Raw genomic sequence first — 16,236 nt, 5'->3', positions numbered from 1 at the left:
GACGGAGAGCCGCCTCACGTCACGGAGCGGAGGAGGGACGGTCGTGCCCGCTGGACCCGCCGGTTCGGCAGGACCGGCCCGCTCCGTGGTGGTCGCCATGTGCGTGACGGCCGCGGTGACGACGACCGCGCTGGTGGTGGCGGCCGTGCTCCGTCAGGGTACTCGGGACGGCGGCCCCGGGGCCGGCGCGCGGTCGGGCTCGCCGGCCGTCGAGGCCGCGCTGCGGTGCGAGAGCGGGCCGTGCCGGTCCCTGTCCTCCACCACGGTTGGCGGGGACCGGGTCGAGCTGCTCGGAGACCCCGGGGGCGGGGGCGGCCGGGTCCGGATGACCGGCCCGCTGGGGACCACCGTGTTCGAGACGAACACCGTCCAGCTCGGGGCGAGGCTGACGCCGGAGTCGCTGTGGTGCGCGGAGTTCGGGCGGCCGGTGTGTGTGGTCAGGGGAGCCGACGCGGCTGGCGAGCTGTTCGCCGAGGTGTTCGTCGGCCAGGCCGGGTCGTGGTCGCGGGTCGACACCGTGTACGACTCCGACGCCGGCTACCTGGAGCTGGCCCGGGTCCGGTCGCCCGAGGGGCTGCCGGACGTGGTCACGGTGCGGAGGGCCTGTGGACTGGCCGCCGGCCCGGACTGCCGTCAGGTCGTCGCGCAGGTGCAGGGGCTCGACGGCGACGACGTGGGCTGCACGTCCGTCGCGCCCGCGAGGGAGCAGCTCCCTGGTTGGCCGCAGGTGGCTCCGCGACCGGAGCAGCTCGTGCCGTGTGACTACTAGCTCTGTGATTGCGGGGGAGGGCCGTGCGGGCCGCCCTCCCACGCGGGGCTTGCCCGACCGCCGGTGTCGCTGGTTCCTGGCAGACGACGACCGCCGCCGTACCGCGATGACCAGGGAGTTCTCTCACCCTGGTCGTCGCCGTGCGCGGGGAGCGTGCCCCGCGCACGGGCGCGGACGGCGGCGGCCGGAGGGGTTCGGGTCAGGCGGCGGCGGGCTGCACCGAGCCCTGCTCGCCGTCGGCGAAGACGTCCCGCCGCGGCGCGGCGAACACATTGTCGTCCAGCGTGCCCTCGCTGCGGGCGACCAGCACCGGCACGACCATCTGGCCGGCCACGTTGGTGGCGGTCCGCATCATGTCGAGGATCGGGTCGATCGCCAGGATCAGGCCGACGCCGGCCAGCGGGAGGCCCAGCGTGGACAGGGTCAGCGTGAGCATGACGATCGCGCCGGTCAGGCCGGCGGTGGCCGCGGAGCCGACCACCGAGACGAACGCGATCAGTACGTAGTCCCAGATGCCGAGCGGCTGGCCGAAGACCTGGGCCACGAAGATCGCGGCGATCGCCGGGTACACCGCGGCGCAGCCGTCCATCTTGGTGGTGGCGCCGAACGGCACGGCGAAGCTGGCGTACTCGCGCGGCACGCCCAGGTTGTCCGTGGTCATCTTCTGGGTCAGCGGCAGGGTGCCCACCGAGGACCGGGAGACGAAGGCGAGCTGGATGGCCGGCCAGGCGTTCGCGAAGAACTTCACCGGGCTGACCCGGCCGAACGTGCGCAGCAGCACCGGGTAGACCACGAACAGCACGAGCGCGCAGCCGATGTAGACCGCGCCGGCGAAGGTGGCCAGCGGGCGCAGCAGCTCGAAGCCGTACTGGGCGGTCGCCTTGCCGATCAGGCCGAGGGTGCCCAGCGGGGCGAGCCGGATGACCCACCACAGCGCCTTCTGGACGATCTCCAGCAGCGACCGGTTGAACCGGAGGAAGGGCTCGGCCTTCTCCCCGACCTTGTAGGCGGCGATCCCGGCGACGATGGCCAGGAAGACGATCTGGAGCACCTCGCCGTTGGCGAAGGCGGCGACCGGGTTGGTCGGGATGATGCCCTTGAGGAAGTCCAGCCAGCCGCCGGTGCTCTTGGGCTTGTAGTTCTGGTCGATCGGCAGGGTGACGCCGTGGCCGGGGTTGGTGATCAGGCCGGTTCCGATGCCGATCAGGACCGCCACCAGCGAGGTGACGGCGAACCACAGCAGGGTCTTGCCGCCGAGGCGGGCGACCGCCTTGGGGCCGCCCTGGATGTCACGCAGGTTGGCGATGCTCACCACGATCGCGGTGAACACCAGCGGGATGACGGCCAGCTTGAGGAGCTGGACGAACGTGTTGCCGACGGTGGCCAGCGTGGTGGACAGCCAGGCGGCGTCGGTGGATCTGGCCAGCAGGCCGAGGGCGACGCCGAGCACGAGGCTGGCGATCACCTGCACGCTGAACGGGACCTTCTTCAGGGCGCTGAGCACGGCTCACTCCGTGGGTGACGGGTGGGTGAGGGGAGGCGTGGGGTGGGCTCAGGCCGGACAGATGGCACTGGCCTGCCGTCGCAGGTCGACGTGCAGGCGCTCGGTGAGAAGCCATCCAGAGTTCATAACGCTCGGTGAAACCCTAGGCGGTGGTTGACTGTTCCCCTACCGGCGATCGGGTGAGAACGCTCACTGGCCGTAATTGATCTTGGGGGAATTTCCCTGGGTTTCCCACGGAAGGTGATCGCCCCTTTGCGCTACGTCCGGTCCGGGGTGCCTCAGGTCGCCGCGGAGCGGAGAACCCCCGGGGTACGGGACGGAGCGGGCGTGTCAGGCGTGACGCGAGAGGGCGTGATCAGCCGCGACTGGCGCGACAGCACGTCGCCGCGCGGCCCGGTGGAGTGAGCCCGGCCGGGCCGCGAAGCCAGTCGCGGAGAGAAGAGAAGCCAGTCGCGGAGAGAAGAGAAGGAAGAGAAGACGGAGTAAGGGAAGAGAAGACAGAGTGTCGGGAGAGCCTGTCGCCGTCGTCGTCGGCGAGGCGGCACCGGTCCGCGAGGCGACACCGACAGGGCAGTGAGGCGGCACCGACACGGCAGTCCTGACAGGGCGCCGCCGGCGAGGCGCCGCCGGCGAGGCGGCGCCGGCCGGCTCAGGAGGCCGAGGCCGGCCGCCAGAGGTCGACGACGCTCACGCCCACCTCGGCGAGCAGCCGCCGGGTCAACGGCAGGCTGATGCCGATCACGCTCGACGGGTCGCCGTCGACGCCCTCCACGAACCAGCCGCCGTACCCGTCGAGGGTGAAGCCGCCGGCCACGGCGAGTGGCTCGCCGGTCGCGAGGTAGGCCTCCAGCTCGGCCTCGGTCGGGGCGCCGAACCGCACCAGGGTGCGTTCGCTCCCCGCGACCTCGGCCGCCGCCGCGCCGTCGCGCAACCGCACCACGGCGTGCCCGGTGACCAGGTGGCCCGTCCGGCCGGCGACCGTGGCCCACCGCTGCCGGGCCCGCTCGACGGTGCCCGGCTTGCCGACGACCTCCTGGCCGTCGGGGCCGTCGACCACGAGCATCGAGTCGCAGCCCACGACGACCGCGTCGCGGTGCTCGTCGCCGGTCGCGTCGACCACCGCCCGCGCCTTGGCCATGGCCAGCGCCGTCACCAGCTCCTCGGGCGTGGGGTCGGGCAGCGACGCGGCCACGGCGTCCTCGTCGACGCCGGAGACGACGACCACGGGGTCCACACCGGCCGCGCGGAGCACGGCCAACCGGGCGGGGGATGCCGAAGCGAGCACCAGGCGCATGGCTGTCGAGCCTACGAGGCCGGCCGGGCCCGCCCCCGAGGGGGAGCGGGCCCGGCGCGGTGGGGCGTGGTGGTCAGGACGGGCGGGCCGCTCCGCTCAGTGGCGCCGCGCCCGTCGCGGACGGGCCGTGGCTCGGCTCCTGGGGAGCGCCACCCCGCTCCGGGTGGTCCTGTCGAGGGCGGCGGACCATGGCGAGGCAGCAGAGCGCGGCGATCGCGAGGACGCCGATCGGGAGCAGGATGGTGTGGCGCATGGCGGCGACGAAACCGTGCTGGAACACCTCGGCCCCGAGCCGGCCGAGGGTCTGGGCCACGTCGGGTGGCACGTCCGACGGGAGCTTCGGTCCGGCCGCGCCGCCGAGGTCGACGCCGCCGCCGGCCACCTGGTCGACGCCCTCGACGAACCGCCGCCGCAGCGCCTCCGGGAGCTGGCCGGACCGCGCCGTCGCCTCGTCGTGCAGGGCGCTGACCAGGCGGGCCTGCAACAACGCGCCCACCGCGGCGCTGCCGAGGACGCTCCCGACCTGCCGCGTGGTGTTGAAGACGCCGGAGGCGGAACCGGCGAGGCGTTTGTCCATCGAGCCCATCGCCACGTTGGCCATCGGCGTGAACACGCACCCGATGCCCACGCCGGCGACGGCGAGCGCCGGCAGGAACGTCCAGGGGTTGCTGTCCGGCTCGGCCGTCACGCACACCGTCCCGAACCCCGCGCCGTACGCCACCAGCCCGAACAGCAGCAGGTACTTGCCGCCGACGCGGTCGGCCAGCCGGCCCGCGAACGGCCCGACCAGACCGGCGACCACCGACGTCGGGGCGCTGAGCAGGCCGGCGGTGACCGCGGACAGGCCGAGCACGGCCTGGAGGTAGAGCGTGACCGGCAGCATCATGCCGATCATCGCGAAGCTCACGCCGAGGCCCACGGCGTTGGCCAACCCGAAGTTGCGGTGCGCGAACAGCGTCATCGGCACCAGGGGTTCGTGCTTGTTGCGTCGCTGCTGCACGACGAAGAGCAGCAACAGGACGACGCCGGCGGCGAGGACGAGTGGGATGCTCAGCGGGCCGACCACGGTCCCCCAGTGGAAGCGCTCGCCCTCCAGCAGGCCGAAGCTCACCGCGAACAGCCCGGTCGTGACCAGCAGGAGCCCCGGCAGGTCGAAGCTGTGCGCGGCGCCGGGGCGCAGGTCGGGGACCAGGACGGCGGCCAGGACCAGGCCGACCACGCCGACGGGGACGTTGACGAAGAAGATCCACTCCCAGCTCAGGTGGGTCACCAGCACCCCGCCGACCAGCGGCCCGGACAGCGTCGCGACGCCGGCGACGCCGCTCCACAGGCCGAAGGCGGCGCCCCGCCGGTTCGGCGGGAACAGCGTCGCGACGAACACCGAGGTCTGGGGGGTCAGCAGGGCGGCGCCCAGGCCCTGGAGCGCCCGCGCCGCCACCAGCATCCCGACGCTGCCGGACAGGCCGCACCACGCCGACGCCACGGTGAAGACCGCCAGGCCCACCAGGTACAGCCGCTTCGGCCCGTACCGGTCGCCGAGCCGGCTCGCCAGGATCAGCGGCACCGCGCCGGTGAGCACGTAGACGCTGACCACCCAGAGGATCTCGTCGAGGCTGGACCCCAGGTCGGTCAGCATCGAGGGCATCGCGATGTTCACGATCGTGCCGTCCAGCATGATCATGAAGAAGCCGAGGCACAGCGCCCCGAGCACCACCCACGGGTTCCGGGTCCTGGTCACTGGTCGTCCTCCGGCGCGTCGGCGGTCCCGCCTCGACCGGTGCCCCCGGCGTCGGCGGTCTCGGTGTCCCCGGTGTTCCTGGTGTCCCTGGTGTCCCCGGTGTTCCTGGTGTTCCCGGTGTTCCCGGTGTCCGAGGGGGCGGTCCCGGCGGTCCGCCGCGGCCACCGCAGCTCCCCGCGGTCGACCCGCTCCAGCACGCTCGTCACCCAGTTCAGCTCGGCTTCCCGCATGGCGATGCGGTACTCGACGTCCAGCCAGTACATCCGCTCGGGGACGGACTCGCTGAGCGCGGCCTGCACGGCGCGCAGGGTGGCGAGTTCGCCGGTGAGGTGGGTCCTGCGCACGTTCAGCTTCGCCAGGGCGGCCTCCGGTTCGAGCTGGTGGAGGAACGCGACGGCCATCGTGAACTCGGGGTACTCGTCGGCGGTGAGCGCCACCATCCCGGCGAGCCGGTCGGCGAAGGCGTCCCGCCCGGCGTCGGTGATCCGGTAGACCGTGCGCTCCGGCCGGCGTCCCTCCCGGGTCGTCTCCACCGCCTCGACCAGGTCGAGCCGGTTCAGTCGCTCGATCGTGTGGTACAGCGACCCCACGCGCACCTTGGCGATCCGCCGGTCGTGCGTCTGCCGCTCGCGCATCGTCTGCTGGATCTCGTAGGGGTGCATCGGGTGTTCGTGCAGCAGCTCCAGCACCGCCATCGCCAGCGGGGTCAGCGCGCGCTCGGGTGGGTCGGCCATCGTGAACTCCATATCGATCAGTCGGCAAGGAATGCTCCACGTGGACTATATGGCGACGAGGGGCCGCCGAAGGGTCGAGCGGCTCAGGGGTGTGACGCGGATCTCGGGATGAAAAGCGCGAAGCCGACGTGGCGCCGGAAAGCGGGCGCCACGTCGGCTTCGGTCAGGTCAGATCAGGTCAGTCCGTGTCGTGGTTGAGGCGGACGTCCGGCTTCGGCGGAACGCGCGTCGGGTCGATCGTCACCGGGCCCACCGAGGCCCAGGGCGGGACGGCCCCCGATCCGCCGAGCAGCGGCAGGGCGACCGACGACCGGGCCAGGTCGAGCGTCACCGTCGGCGGCCGCGCCGGCGCGACGACGAACCTGCGGTCGGTGCCGCCGACGAGCAGCCCGAGCCGGTGCCCGGCCGGCACCACGTGGTCGGTCGTGGAGAGCCGGAACGTCATGGTGTACGGCCGGCCGGGGACGAGGCGCTCCCCGGACGTGAGCGAGGCGTGGTTGCCGATGTCGGCCCACCCCCTGGCGAACACCTCCAGGTCGACGTTCCTGGTCGTCGTGGCGGTGTCGCGGAAACAGGCGTCGTCGCCGTCCCTGCTCTCCCCCCAGCACGACTGGGTGTCCAGCGTCCGGATGCCCTCGCCGGCGCCCAGGGAGTCGCGGACGGTCGCCGGCCCGTAGTCGACGAGCGCCGCCGACACGTGGGCGGTCGGCGTCGACGAGCGGACGGTCACCGTGACCTGGCCGGTGCCGGCCACGCGCAGGTCCTCGGCGAGCGGGCCGGTGGTGAACAGCAGGCGCGCCGACGACGGCTGGTCGGGCCGCGCCGCCCAGTCGAACTCGTCCTTGCCCGGGTCGTCGGTGAACGTCTCGGTCGCGCCGGCCCCGGCCGGCTCGACGCCCAGGCGTCCCAGTCCGGGGGTGTCGCCGGGGCGCATCCGCACGACGGCGGGCGCGACACCGGGAGCCGGCCAGCTCGGCTCGTCCACCCACCGGTCGGGCTGTCGCTCGATCGTGGCCGACGGCTCCCGCTCGATGCCGTTCGGCACGTCCAGCAGCCAGCGGTCGAACCAGCGGTGCAGCGTGCGCACCCACTCGGCGCGGCGGAAGTCGAACGGGTCCACGTGCCCCGCCTGGCCCAGCCAGACCTTGCGCGGCACGCCGGCTCGGCCGACGGCGTCCCACCACTGTCCGAAGTGGATGGTCTTGACGTTGAGGTCGCCGAGGCCGTGCACGGCGAACACGCTCGCCCTGACCCTCGACGCGCCCAGGACGTAGTCCCGCTCCGTCCACAGTGGAGTGACGTCGCCGTTCGCCGGCGCCCCGGCGACGAGGCGGTCCTTCACCGCGCGGCAGTCCGGCCGTCCGCCGTTCTGCTCCACCGTCCGCGCCAGCCCCACCGGGTCGTGGCCGAACGACACCCCGTCCGAGCGGTAGTAGTCGTACCAGGAGCTGATCGCCCCGATCGGCACGATCGTGCGCAGCCCGTCCACCCCGGTGGCCGCGACGCCGTTGGCGATCGTGCCGTCGTAGGACTTCCCGATCATCCCGGCCGTGCCGCTGGCCCAGCTCGCCAGCACCGACCGTCCACCCGAGCGGGCGTCGTAGCCGCGCGCCCGGCCGTTCAGCCAGTCCACGACGGCCTTGGCGGACGCGACGTCGGACCGTCCGCCGACGTCGACGCAGCCCTCCGACCGGTTGGTTCCGGCCAGGTCGAGCAACACGACCGCGTAACCCCGGGGGACGAAGTAGTTGTCGTAGAAGAGCGGGAAGCCCACCGGCCGCCCGTTCCGGTCGTACGTCTTGCGCTCGCCGTCGTTGCCGCGGCCGCAGCACGAGTAGTAGGGACTCGCGTCCATGATCACCGGGACCCGTTGGCCCCGTCGCGCGGGCTCACCGGGGCGGATGATGTCCGCCGCCACCCGGTCCACCACGCCGTCCCGGTCGCCGTCGAGGCCGATCTCCACCCACACGGTCTCCCGCACGGCCTTCTCCACGTCGTGGACGGGCTGGCTCACCCCGTCGCGGACCACGAACGCCGGGGGCGCCGCGCCCGCGGGCGCGACCAGGACCGTGAGCAGCGACGCCAGGGCGACGAGCCCCACGAAGAGTCGACGCACCGAACACCTCCCACAGCAGGGTGTCCGGCACGTTACGGGCTGTGATCACGCCTTCGGCAGGCCCGATCGTCGGTCTTCGGGACCGGCGAAAGGGTTCTCCCCGACCAGGTCGCCGAACCGGCGCCCGTCCTGGAGATCCTCCGAGACGAGACGCCGAGCCCCGGACCGCAACGCCGCCTCGACGATCAGCGCGTTCCCGAAGGACAGCGAGTGATCCTCCTCAGGCCTGCTCGCCGACACGATCAACAGTGGGTCTGTGGACACCTCGCACCACTCGCCATACGCGGCCACGATCGCTCGTGCCTGAGCTTTCGGCATCACTGGTCGTAGTTCGCGAGTGGCGACGGCGTAGAACTCCTGAAGCACCTGTGTGCTGAGGACTCCGCGGCGACTGACCCAGAGTGTTTCGAGCAACGCGCGCGCGACTGTGGAACGCACGGGATCGTGTGCGTGAACGAGGACGTTCGTGTCGACGAACGTCGGTTCGGGCTGAATCACCGGTCGTAAAGATTTCTCGGCGCCAGCTCCGTCCTCCGCGGTCGACGGCGTTGGCCAGCGCGTCGAAGGCGACCTGCTTCGCCCGCTCGTAGCGCTCGTTGGACTCCGCGATCCGCTCGACGTCCCGGGCGATCAGGCTGCTCAGGGACATCCCCCGCTTGGCGGCGGCCGCCTTGGCGCGGCGGATGACGTCCTCGTCGAGTTGAACTGTCAGATTCTGCCTCGCGATGCCCTTGTCGTTCCCCGTGGACCACGTGACTTTCACGTGGTCCACGGGGTTTTCGTGGAGTCAGCGCGGCAGGGCGGAGGCGCGCCAGGCGCCAGGACCCGGGCGCAACGGCTGACGGAGCCGCCGCGCCGGGTCGGCCCACGCCGAGCGGGGGCGAGGAGCGGTCTCCCCGCCGCCGACCGACGACGCCAGGCCCGCGACGACCGCGGTGAGCGCGGCCAGCTCGACGTCGTCGGGGGTGCCGCGCACCACGCGCAGCAGCGGCCGCCTCGGCTGTTCGTCCATGGCCTCGCTCCCGGTCACAGGGGGATGTTCCCGTGCTTCTTGGGCGGCAGCGTCTCCCGCTTCTCCTTCAACACGCGGAGCGCGCGGGCGATGTGGCCCCTGGTGTGCGACGGCGGGATCACCGAGTCGACGTAGCCGCGCTCGGCGGCCACGTACGGGTTGCACAGGGTGTCCTCGTACTCCTGCTGGAGCTGGGCCCGCAGCGCCTCGACGTCCTCGCCGTTCTCGGCGGCCTCCGCCAGGCGCTTGCGGTGCACGATGTTGGCCGCGCCCTGCGCGCCCATCACGGCGATCTGCGCCGTGGGCCACGCCAGGTTGAGGTCGGCGCCGAGGTGCTTGGACCCCATGACGTCGTACGCGCCGCCGTAGGCCTTGCGCGTGATCACGGTGACCAGCGGGACGGTCGCCTCGGCGTAGGCGTAGATCAGCTTCGCCCCGCGCCGGATGATGCCGTTCCACTCCTGGTCGGTGCCGGGCAGGAACCCGGGCACGTCCACGAAGGTCAGCACCGGGACGTTGAACGCGTCGCAGGTGCGCACGAACCGGGCGGCCTTCTCGCTGGCGTCGATGTCCAGGCAGCCGGCGAACTGGGTGGGCTGGTTGGCCACCACACCGACGCTGCGCCCCTCGACCCGGCCGAACCCGACCACGATGTTCGGCGCGAACAGCGGCTGGACCTCCAGGAACTCGCCGTCGTCGAGCACGCGGGTGATGACCTCGTGCATGTCGTACGGCTGGTTGGCCGAGTCCGGGATCAGGGTGTCCAGCTCGCGGTCGGAGTCGGTCAGCCCCTCGGCGATCGCGCCCTGCTCCACCTCGGCGTCGAACACCGGCGGCTCGGAGAGGTTGTTCGACGGCAGGAACGACAGCAGCTCCTTGACGTAGGAGATCGCGTCGTCCTCGTCGGCGGCCAGGTAGTGGGCGTTGCCCGACCTCGTGTTGTGGGTCCGGCCGCCGCCCAGCTCCTCGAAGCCGACGTCCTCGCCGGTCACCGTCTTGATCACGTCGGGGCCGGTGATGAACATGTGCGAGGTCTTGTCGACCATCACCGTGAAGTCGGTCAGCGCCGGCGAGTACACGTGCCCGCCCGCGCACGGCCCCATGATCAGCGAGATCTGCGGGATCACGCCGGAGGCGTGGGTGTTGCGCCGGAAGATCTCGCCGTAGAGGCCGAGCGAGACCACGCCCTCCTGGATGCGCGCGCCGCCGCCCTCGTTGATGCCGATGATCGGGCAGCCCATCTTCACGGCGAGGTCCATCACCTTGACGATCTTCTCGCCGTAGACCTCGCCGAGGCTGCCGCCGAAGACGGTCACGTCCTGGCTGAACACGCACACCGGCCGGCCGTCGACCGTGCCGTAGCCGGTGACCACGCCGTCGCCGTAGGGCCGGGTCCGCTCCAGCCCGAAGTTGGTCGAGCGGTGCCGCGCCAACTCGTCCAGCTCCACGAAGGAGCCCGGGTCGAGCAGCGCGTCGATCCGCTCCCTGGCGGTCTTCTTGCCCTTGGCGTGCTGCTTCTCCACCGCCCGCGCCGAGCCCGCGTGCACCGCCTCGTCGTTCCGCCGGTAGAGGTCGGCGAGCTTGCCGGCGGTGGTGTGGATGTCCGGCTGGGTGTCGGACACAGCCGGGGGCTGGCCGATCGGCTCCGTCGCGCTGCTCACGGCCTCGCACTGTAGCCACGCCCACACCCCCGACCGTGCCCGGCGTTGCCCACGTCACGCGGCTCGGTCACGCTGGACGGGTGACGACGGACGTGGTGCGGGCCCCGTTGCGGGCGGAGGTGCTGCGCGAGCAGCTCGTGGACCAGAACCGCTGGGCGGCGCTGGACGTGGTCGACCGGACGGGGTCGACCAACAGCGACCTGGCCGAGGCGGCGAGGGCGGGCGCGGCCGACCGGACCGTGCTGATCGCGGAGGAGCAGACGGCCGGCAGGGGGCGGCAGCAGCGGAGCTGGACCTCGCCGAGGGGGGCCGGCCTCTACGTCAGCGTGCTGTGGCGCCCACGCGGCGTGCCCGCCCCCCGCCTGGCCTGGCTGCCGCTGCTGACCGGGCTGGTGCTCGCGGAGGTGATCGACGAGCTGACCGGGATCGAGGCCGCGGTGAAGTGGCCGAACGACCTGCTGGTGGGGCCGGCGCGGGCCAAGTGCGCCGGCGTGCTCGCCGAGGTCGTGTCCGTCCAGCCGGAGCCGGCCGTCGTGGTCGGGGTCGGGCTCAACGTCAGCCACCGCAGGGACGAGCTGGCCACCGGTCCCGGCGGGCTGACGGCGACCTCGCTGGCCGTCGAGGGCATGACCTCGGTGAGCAGGGAGCAGGTGGCGGTCGCCTTCCTCCGACACCTGGCCACCGCCGAGGCGCAGTGGCGCCAGGCGGCCGGCGACCCCGTGGCCAGCGGTCTCCAGACCGCGTTCCGGCAGGTGTGCGCCACCGTCGGTCAACAGGTGCGCGTCGAGCTGCCGAACGGCGGGGCGCTGCACGGCACCGCGGTCGACGTCGACGCCGACGGCCGATTGGTGATCAGGGAGGCCTCCGGCGCGCTGGTGCCGGTCTCCGCGGGGGACGTGGTCCACGTTCGGCCGGTCGGGTAGCGCCGGGGATCACGCGCCTCGCCGGGCACGTCTTACCCGGTCGGGGCACCCCCTCCCGGGTAGCGTGAGCGGGCCAGGAGGGTGCGCCGGTACCCGGGAGGAGCGACGTGGCCTACCCCGACAACCTGCTCAGTGACGGCGAGCTGGTGGTGGTGCACAAGCACCCCCACTGGAAGACGCTCGTCGTCCCCGTGATCGCCTTCCTGGTCGTGGTCGCCGCGGGCCTCTACCTGGCGGGGCTGGTCAGCGACACCTCCTGGCACTCGGTGGCGTGGATCGGGCTGGGCGCGGTGGGCGGCCTCCTGGTCGTGTGGCTCACCCTCGTCCCGCTGGTCCGCTGGCGCACGACCCACTTCGTGGTGACCACGCAGCGGGTCATGTACCGGGAGGGCGTGCTGAGCAGGAGCGGGATCGACATTCCGATGTCGCGCATCAACAGCGTCCGCTTCCAGCACGGCCTGGTCGACCGGGTCTTCGGCTGCGGGACGCTGGTGATCGAGTCGGCGTCGGACGAGCCCATCGAGTTCGACGACATCCCGCACGTGGAGCAGGTGCACTCGCTGCTGTACCGCGAGGTCAACGACAACCCGGACGACGACTTCCACCCCCGCTCGGGGTGGGAGCCCCACCAGGCGTGAGCGCCGCGCGGGCCACGCCGCCGGAGCCCCGGCTGGCGTGGGTGGCGGGCCGGCCCCTGCTGGTGTGGCGGTGCGACCCGCCGTGGCTGGCGATCTCCTCCGGCCCGCACGGCGGCGGGCTCGGCCCGCGCCACTGGGTGGTCAACGCGACCGTCTGGCGGGACTACGACCGGGACGACCCGGACGTCCACGTCGCGGAGCTGGCCGAGGAGCTGGGGCTGGACGGGCGGGGCACGGGCCTGCTCACCGCCGTCGACGTGCGGCACGCGGTCAGCGTGGCGGACGGCGGTGTCCGGGCCGACGTGACGACGGGCGTCGGCTACCCGGTCTGGGCGGCCGCCCCTCCGGTCGAGCCGCCGGACCGGCTGGTGGCCGGCACGATCAACGCGGTGTGCTGGCTGCCGGTTCGGCTGAGCGACGCGGCGCTGGTCAACGCGGTCGCGACCGTGGCGGAGGCGAAGGCGCAGGCGTTGTTCGACGCGGGTGTCCCCGGCACGGGAACCTGCACGGACGCGGTGGTGCTGCTGTGCCCGGCCACCGGACCCGCCGAGTCCTACGGCGGCCCGCGCTCCCGCGTGGGCTCCGCGCTCGCCAGGGCGGTGCACCAGGCGGTCAGCGCCGGCCTGCGCGTCCCCCACCCGCGCTTCCGCGAATGACCGGCGTCGCCGTCACTCCGGCCCGTTCGTGCCGAACAGCCCGACGAAGGTGAACCGCAGCACGCACTCCTCGGCCCCGTCCTGACCGGCGCGGTTGGCCGTGCCGGTGATCTCGACCAGGCCGAGGCCGGGACGGCTGCGGGAGCGGCGGGCGGAGAGGACCTCAAGCTGGCAGCGCAGCACGTCCCCGGCGCGCACCGGCGCCAGCCAGGACAGCTCCTTGCCGCCGGGCGAGCCCTGCGAGGTGGAGTCGGCCAGCACGTGGTCGAAGTAGGCGCGCATCCACAGGGACGCGGTGAACCACCCCGAGGCGCACAGCCCGCCGAGCACCGAGTCCCTGGCGGCCTCCTCGTCGACGTGGAACGGCTGCGGGTCGAACCGCCGGGCGAAGGCCAGCATCTCCTCCCGGTCCACGACGACCTCGCCGAGGTCGATGATCAGGCCGGGCGTCAGGTCCTCGAAGGCGTAGTGGGCCACGGCACGATCCTGACATCCCACGGACGGGTGAGGGGAGTAGGCGGGACGGGCGCGGCCTCCGTCGGTCGTCGCGCCCGCCCCGCGGGGTGTGGTCCTCGGGCCGGGGTCCCGCCCGCCGGACCCCTCCGGTCGGGATTGGTCCGTTCGGGCGACCCCGGGCACGGTCGGCGGAATTCCCCGGCGCGCGCGGAACCAAACCCGACTGTGTCCCGTCGAACATCCGACCCATGTCCATGCCTGGAGCCCGTCAGACCGGAGGTGGCCGTGTCGACCGACCACCACGCCCAGGTGGAGGAGCTGCTCGCGTCCTACCGGCGCGACCGGGAGCGGCTGGCCTCCGTGCACCGGGCGCTCGCGACCGTCAGGGAGTCCGCGACCAGCGAGGACGGCGCGGTCACCGCCACGGTGGGACCGGGCGGCGCCCTGGTCGACCTGACCCTCTCCGACGACGCGTACCGGCGGCACCGGCCCGACGCGCTGGCCCGCCTGGTGGTGCGGCTCGTCGGGACCGCCGCCGCGGCGGCCGCCGCCCGTGCCGAGCGGACCGTCGCCGAGGTGCTGCCGCCCGGCGCCGACCCCGCCGCCGTGCTCGCCGGCACCGGCGACCTGCGCCCCGAGGAGCTGCGTCCCGAGGAGCTGGCGCCCGCGTCGTCGGGCCGGCACCGCGCGCCGGACGCCGACGACGAACCGGACAACGAGGACCGCACCTGGTTGCAGGACACGCACGACGGGAGGTCGGCATGAGCGCGGACGGGTTCCGCGCCGACCACGAGCTGCTCGTGGACCGGGCGCGGCGGTTCGAGGACCTGGCGGGCAGGGCGGACGCGATCGCCGCGCGCCTGGCCGACGCGTTGGCCGCCACCGGGGCGTGCTGGGGCGGCGACGAGATCGGCCGCGGCTTCGCCGCCGCGCACGAGGGCCCGGCGTCGGACGCGGTCGCCCGCCTGGGCGCGTTGGGCGGACGGCTCGGCGAGGTCGCGGCGCGGTTCGCCGCCACGGCCCGGGACTACCGCGCGGCCGAGGACGCGGCGCTCGACGGGGCGCGGGCGATCGGCCACGGGAGCTAGGGGGACGGCGATGGGCATCGAGCTGCCCGCGGAGCTCGCCGACGTCGCCGCCGCGGCCGGCGTGCGGTGGCCGACGGCCGACGAGGACGCCATGCGCGAGCAGGCGAGGGCGTGGCGTGAGGCCGCGGCCGGGATCGACGGTCTGGCCAGGGACGCCGACGGCGTGGCGCGCGAGGCGGTGGGCGCGCTGGAGGGCGACACCGCCGAGGCCGCCCGCCGGCACTGGGACGCGTTCGTCGCGCCGGACTCCGGCCACCTGTCGACGGTGGCCAGGGACTGCCACGCCGCCGCCGACCGCCTGGAGCACGCCGCCGAGCAGGTCGGGGCGGCCAAGGTCGAGATGGTGCGCCAGCTCGTCGGGCTGGCCAGGAACCGCGACGCCGCCGAGCAGGCGGCCGCCGCCGGGCACCCCCACGCCCTGCTCGGGCTGGACACCGCGGTGCGGGGGACGGCGGCCAACGTCGCCGCGCTCCACGACGTGCTCGCCAGGGCGGTGCAGCCCGGCAGCGGCGTCAGCGTCACCGACGCGGTGCTGCCGGTCTCGCCGCAGGGCCACGCTCCGGGCGGAGGCCCGCTCGGGCTGGTGGACGGCGCTGCCGGCGCTGTCGGCGCTGCCGGGACTGTCGGCGCCGGAGGGCAGGCCCTCCACCACGCCGTCGACGGGGCGTCCGGCGTGGTGCGGGACGGCGTGAACGCCGTCGTCGGCGGGGTCGGGAGTGTTGCCGTTGGCGGTGTTGCGGGTGCTGTCGGCGCGACCGACGCCGCGCTCGGGATCACCACCGGGGTCGCCAGCGACGCGGTCGGCCTCGGGGCCGGTGCTGTGCGGGCCGGCGCGGACGGCGTGGTGCCCGGGGGCGGCAACCCCCACGGTCACGGCCCCGCGCGAGCGGGGCTCAATCCACTGGTGGAACCGACGGCGGAGGAGCCGACCGGGAACGTGCCGGCGGCGGGGCGTCCTCCCGTGCCGCCGGGACTCGCCGTGCTCGACCCGGACAGCACCGGGCCGGTGCCCGGTGTCGCGGACGTCGTACGGGGCGTGGACCAGCGCGTGGCCCACGGAGTGGTGGGCGACCCGGCCCCGGCGCAGGGCCACCGAGGCGTGGAGGGGCCGCCCGGCCGCCACGACGAACCCGGCGTGGGCGCGTCGTCCGGGCAGCCGGCAGTGGAAGCGCCCGCCGTGGTGGGACAGGTGTGGGCGACCGCGCCGAGCGCTCCGACGATCGGGCCTCCGCCCGCGGTCGGCGTCCCGGCGGATTCCGCACAGCCCGCGCCCCTGCCCGGCACGGTGACGCCTGGCGTTCTGGGGGCAGGAGCGCCGGTGGGACCCGCGCCGGGCCTCGTCCCGGGAGCGATGCCGGGGCCGGTGCCCGGCCCGATCGGCGGGGGAGCGATCGGCGGGGGAACCGTCGGCGGGGGCGCCGGCGCCCCTGGCGTCGGTGTGCTTCCCGGTGGCGGGGTCGCCCCTGGGCCCCAGCCCGGCGGCCCCCCCGGTGCGCATCCTCCAGGCGCGGCGAACCCGCCGGGCGCGCAGCGTCCTGGCGCGTCCCCGGCACCCGGACAGCCTGGCCAGCCCGGACAGCCTGGCCAGCCCGGACAGCCTGGCCAGCCCGGACAGCCTGGCCAGCCCGGACAGCCTGGCCAGCCCGG

17 protein-coding genes and 1 pseudogene are annotated in these 16,236 nt (G+C 73.9%); 7 read left to right on the top strand and 11 right to left on the bottom strand.

The features are described 5' to 3' along the window. Positions 1-43: 43 nt before the first annotated feature. Positions 44-769: a hypothetical protein gene (locus tag LX15_RS20810; RefSeq protein ID WP_253671297.1), complete on the top strand. Its 726-nt coding sequence runs from the start codon at positions 44-46 to the stop codon at positions 767-769. Between the two features lie 199 nt (positions 770-968). Here LX15_RS20810 and LX15_RS20805 read toward each other — a convergent pair whose 3' ends face one another. The 10 genes and pseudogenes from LX15_RS20805 to LX15_RS20770 all read right to left on the bottom strand — a co-directional run bounded on the left by LX15_RS20805 (position 969) and on the right by LX15_RS20770 (position 10,828). Beyond that, the gene (locus LX15_RS20805) at positions 969-2,273 is read right to left on the bottom strand and encodes a dicarboxylate/amino acid:cation symporter (RefSeq protein WP_253671296.1); all 1,305 of its coding nucleotides are present in this window, start codon (positions 2,271-2,273) and stop codon (positions 969-971) included. 48 nt (positions 2,274-2,321) lie between these two features. Then, complete coding sequence (locus LX15_RS33595) at positions 2,322-2,399, bottom strand: putative leader peptide (protein WP_372502766.1); 78 nt, start codon at positions 2,397-2,399, stop codon at positions 2,322-2,324. Between the two features lie 523 nt (positions 2,400-2,922). Then, complete coding sequence (locus LX15_RS20800; protein WP_253671295.1) at positions 2,923-3,567, bottom strand: Maf family protein; 645 nt, start codon at positions 3,565-3,567, stop codon at positions 2,923-2,925. Between the two features lie 73 nt (positions 3,568-3,640). Beyond that, the gene (locus tag LX15_RS20795) at positions 3,641-5,305 is read right to left on the bottom strand and encodes an MFS transporter (protein WP_253671294.1); all 1,665 of its coding nucleotides are present in this window, start codon (positions 5,303-5,305) and stop codon (positions 3,641-3,643) included. Beyond that, positions 5,302-6,039 (bottom strand): PadR family transcriptional regulator, encoded by a 738-nt coding sequence (locus LX15_RS20790; protein ID WP_253671293.1) that lies wholly within the window; start codon positions 6,037-6,039, stop codon positions 5,302-5,304. The genes LX15_RS20795 and LX15_RS20790 overlap by 4 nt, the downstream gene beginning before the upstream one ends. A 178-nt stretch (positions 6,040-6,217) precedes the next feature. Continuing rightward, the gene (locus LX15_RS20785; RefSeq protein WP_253671292.1) at positions 6,218-8,155 is read right to left on the bottom strand and encodes a Xaa-Pro dipeptidyl-peptidase; all 1,938 of its coding nucleotides are present in this window, start codon (positions 8,153-8,155) and stop codon (positions 6,218-6,220) included. Positions 8,156-8,200: 45 nt separating this feature from the next. Next, positions 8,201-8,653 (bottom strand): PIN domain-containing protein, encoded by a 453-nt coding sequence (locus LX15_RS20780; protein WP_253671291.1) that lies wholly within the window; start codon positions 8,651-8,653, stop codon positions 8,201-8,203. A gap of 136 nt (positions 8,654-8,789) precedes the next feature. Continuing rightward, positions 8,790-8,918 (bottom strand): annotated as a pseudogene (locus LX15_RS33590) (DUF6364 family protein); the annotation flags it as partial. A gap of 24 nt (positions 8,919-8,942) precedes the next feature. Continuing rightward, positions 8,943-9,167 (bottom strand): acyl-CoA carboxylase subunit epsilon, encoded by a 225-nt coding sequence (locus LX15_RS20775; RefSeq protein ID WP_253671357.1) that lies wholly within the window; start codon positions 9,165-9,167, stop codon positions 8,943-8,945. A 14-nt stretch (positions 9,168-9,181) separates the two neighbouring features. After that, complete coding sequence (locus LX15_RS20770; RefSeq protein WP_253671290.1) at positions 9,182-10,828, bottom strand: acyl-CoA carboxylase subunit beta; 1,647 nt, start codon at positions 10,826-10,828, stop codon at positions 9,182-9,184. A gap of 80 nt (positions 10,829-10,908) precedes the next feature. Between LX15_RS20770 and LX15_RS20765 the strand changes: the two genes are divergently transcribed. The 3 genes from LX15_RS20765 to LX15_RS20755 all read left to right on the top strand — a co-directional run bounded on the left by LX15_RS20765 (position 10,909) and on the right by LX15_RS20755 (position 13,045). Continuing rightward, positions 10,909-11,751, top strand: a complete 843-nt coding sequence (locus LX15_RS20765; protein ID WP_253671289.1) for a biotin--[acetyl-CoA-carboxylase] ligase — start codon at positions 10,909-10,911, stop codon at positions 11,749-11,751. 107 nt (positions 11,752-11,858) lie between these two features. Beyond that, positions 11,859-12,389, top strand: coding sequence for a PH domain-containing protein (locus tag LX15_RS20760; protein WP_253671288.1), 531 nt, complete (start codon positions 11,859-11,861; stop codon positions 12,387-12,389). Further along, positions 12,386-13,045 (top strand): adenosylcobinamide amidohydrolase, encoded by a 660-nt coding sequence (locus tag LX15_RS20755; protein WP_253671287.1) that lies wholly within the window; start codon positions 12,386-12,388, stop codon positions 13,043-13,045. The genes LX15_RS20760 and LX15_RS20755 overlap by 4 nt, the downstream gene beginning before the upstream one ends. A gap of 12 nt (positions 13,046-13,057) precedes the next feature. On the opposite strand, the gene LX15_RS20750 is transcribed toward LX15_RS20755, so the two are convergent. Beyond that, complete coding sequence (locus tag LX15_RS20750) at positions 13,058-13,522, bottom strand: MaoC family dehydratase (protein ID WP_253671286.1); 465 nt, start codon at positions 13,520-13,522, stop codon at positions 13,058-13,060. Positions 13,523-13,786: 264 nt separating this feature from the next. Between LX15_RS20750 and LX15_RS32600 the strand changes: the two genes are divergently transcribed. The 3 genes from LX15_RS32600 to LX15_RS20735 form a co-directional block, all read left to right on the top strand. Beyond that, complete coding sequence (locus LX15_RS32600) at positions 13,787-14,266, top strand: YbaB/EbfC family nucleoid-associated protein (RefSeq protein ID WP_308213500.1); 480 nt, start codon at positions 13,787-13,789, stop codon at positions 14,264-14,266. Then, positions 14,263-14,589, top strand: a complete 327-nt coding sequence (locus LX15_RS20740; protein ID WP_253671285.1) for a hypothetical protein — start codon at positions 14,263-14,265, stop codon at positions 14,587-14,589. The genes LX15_RS32600 and LX15_RS20740 overlap by 4 nt, the downstream gene beginning before the upstream one ends. 10 nt (positions 14,590-14,599) lie before the next feature. Beyond that, positions 14,600-16,236, top strand: a 1,637-nt coding sequence (locus LX15_RS20735) for a WXG100 family type VII secretion target (protein WP_253671284.1), incomplete at its 3' end; no start/stop codon positions are given.

The organism is Streptoalloteichus tenebrarius (assembly GCF_024171885.1).
GTDB classification, from domain to species: Bacteria; Actinomycetota; Actinomycetes; order Mycobacteriales; family Pseudonocardiaceae; genus Streptoalloteichus; species Streptoalloteichus tenebrarius.
The sequence above is the reverse complement of the archived record's forward strand: the minus strand, read 5'-3'. Positions and strand labels throughout refer to the sequence as shown.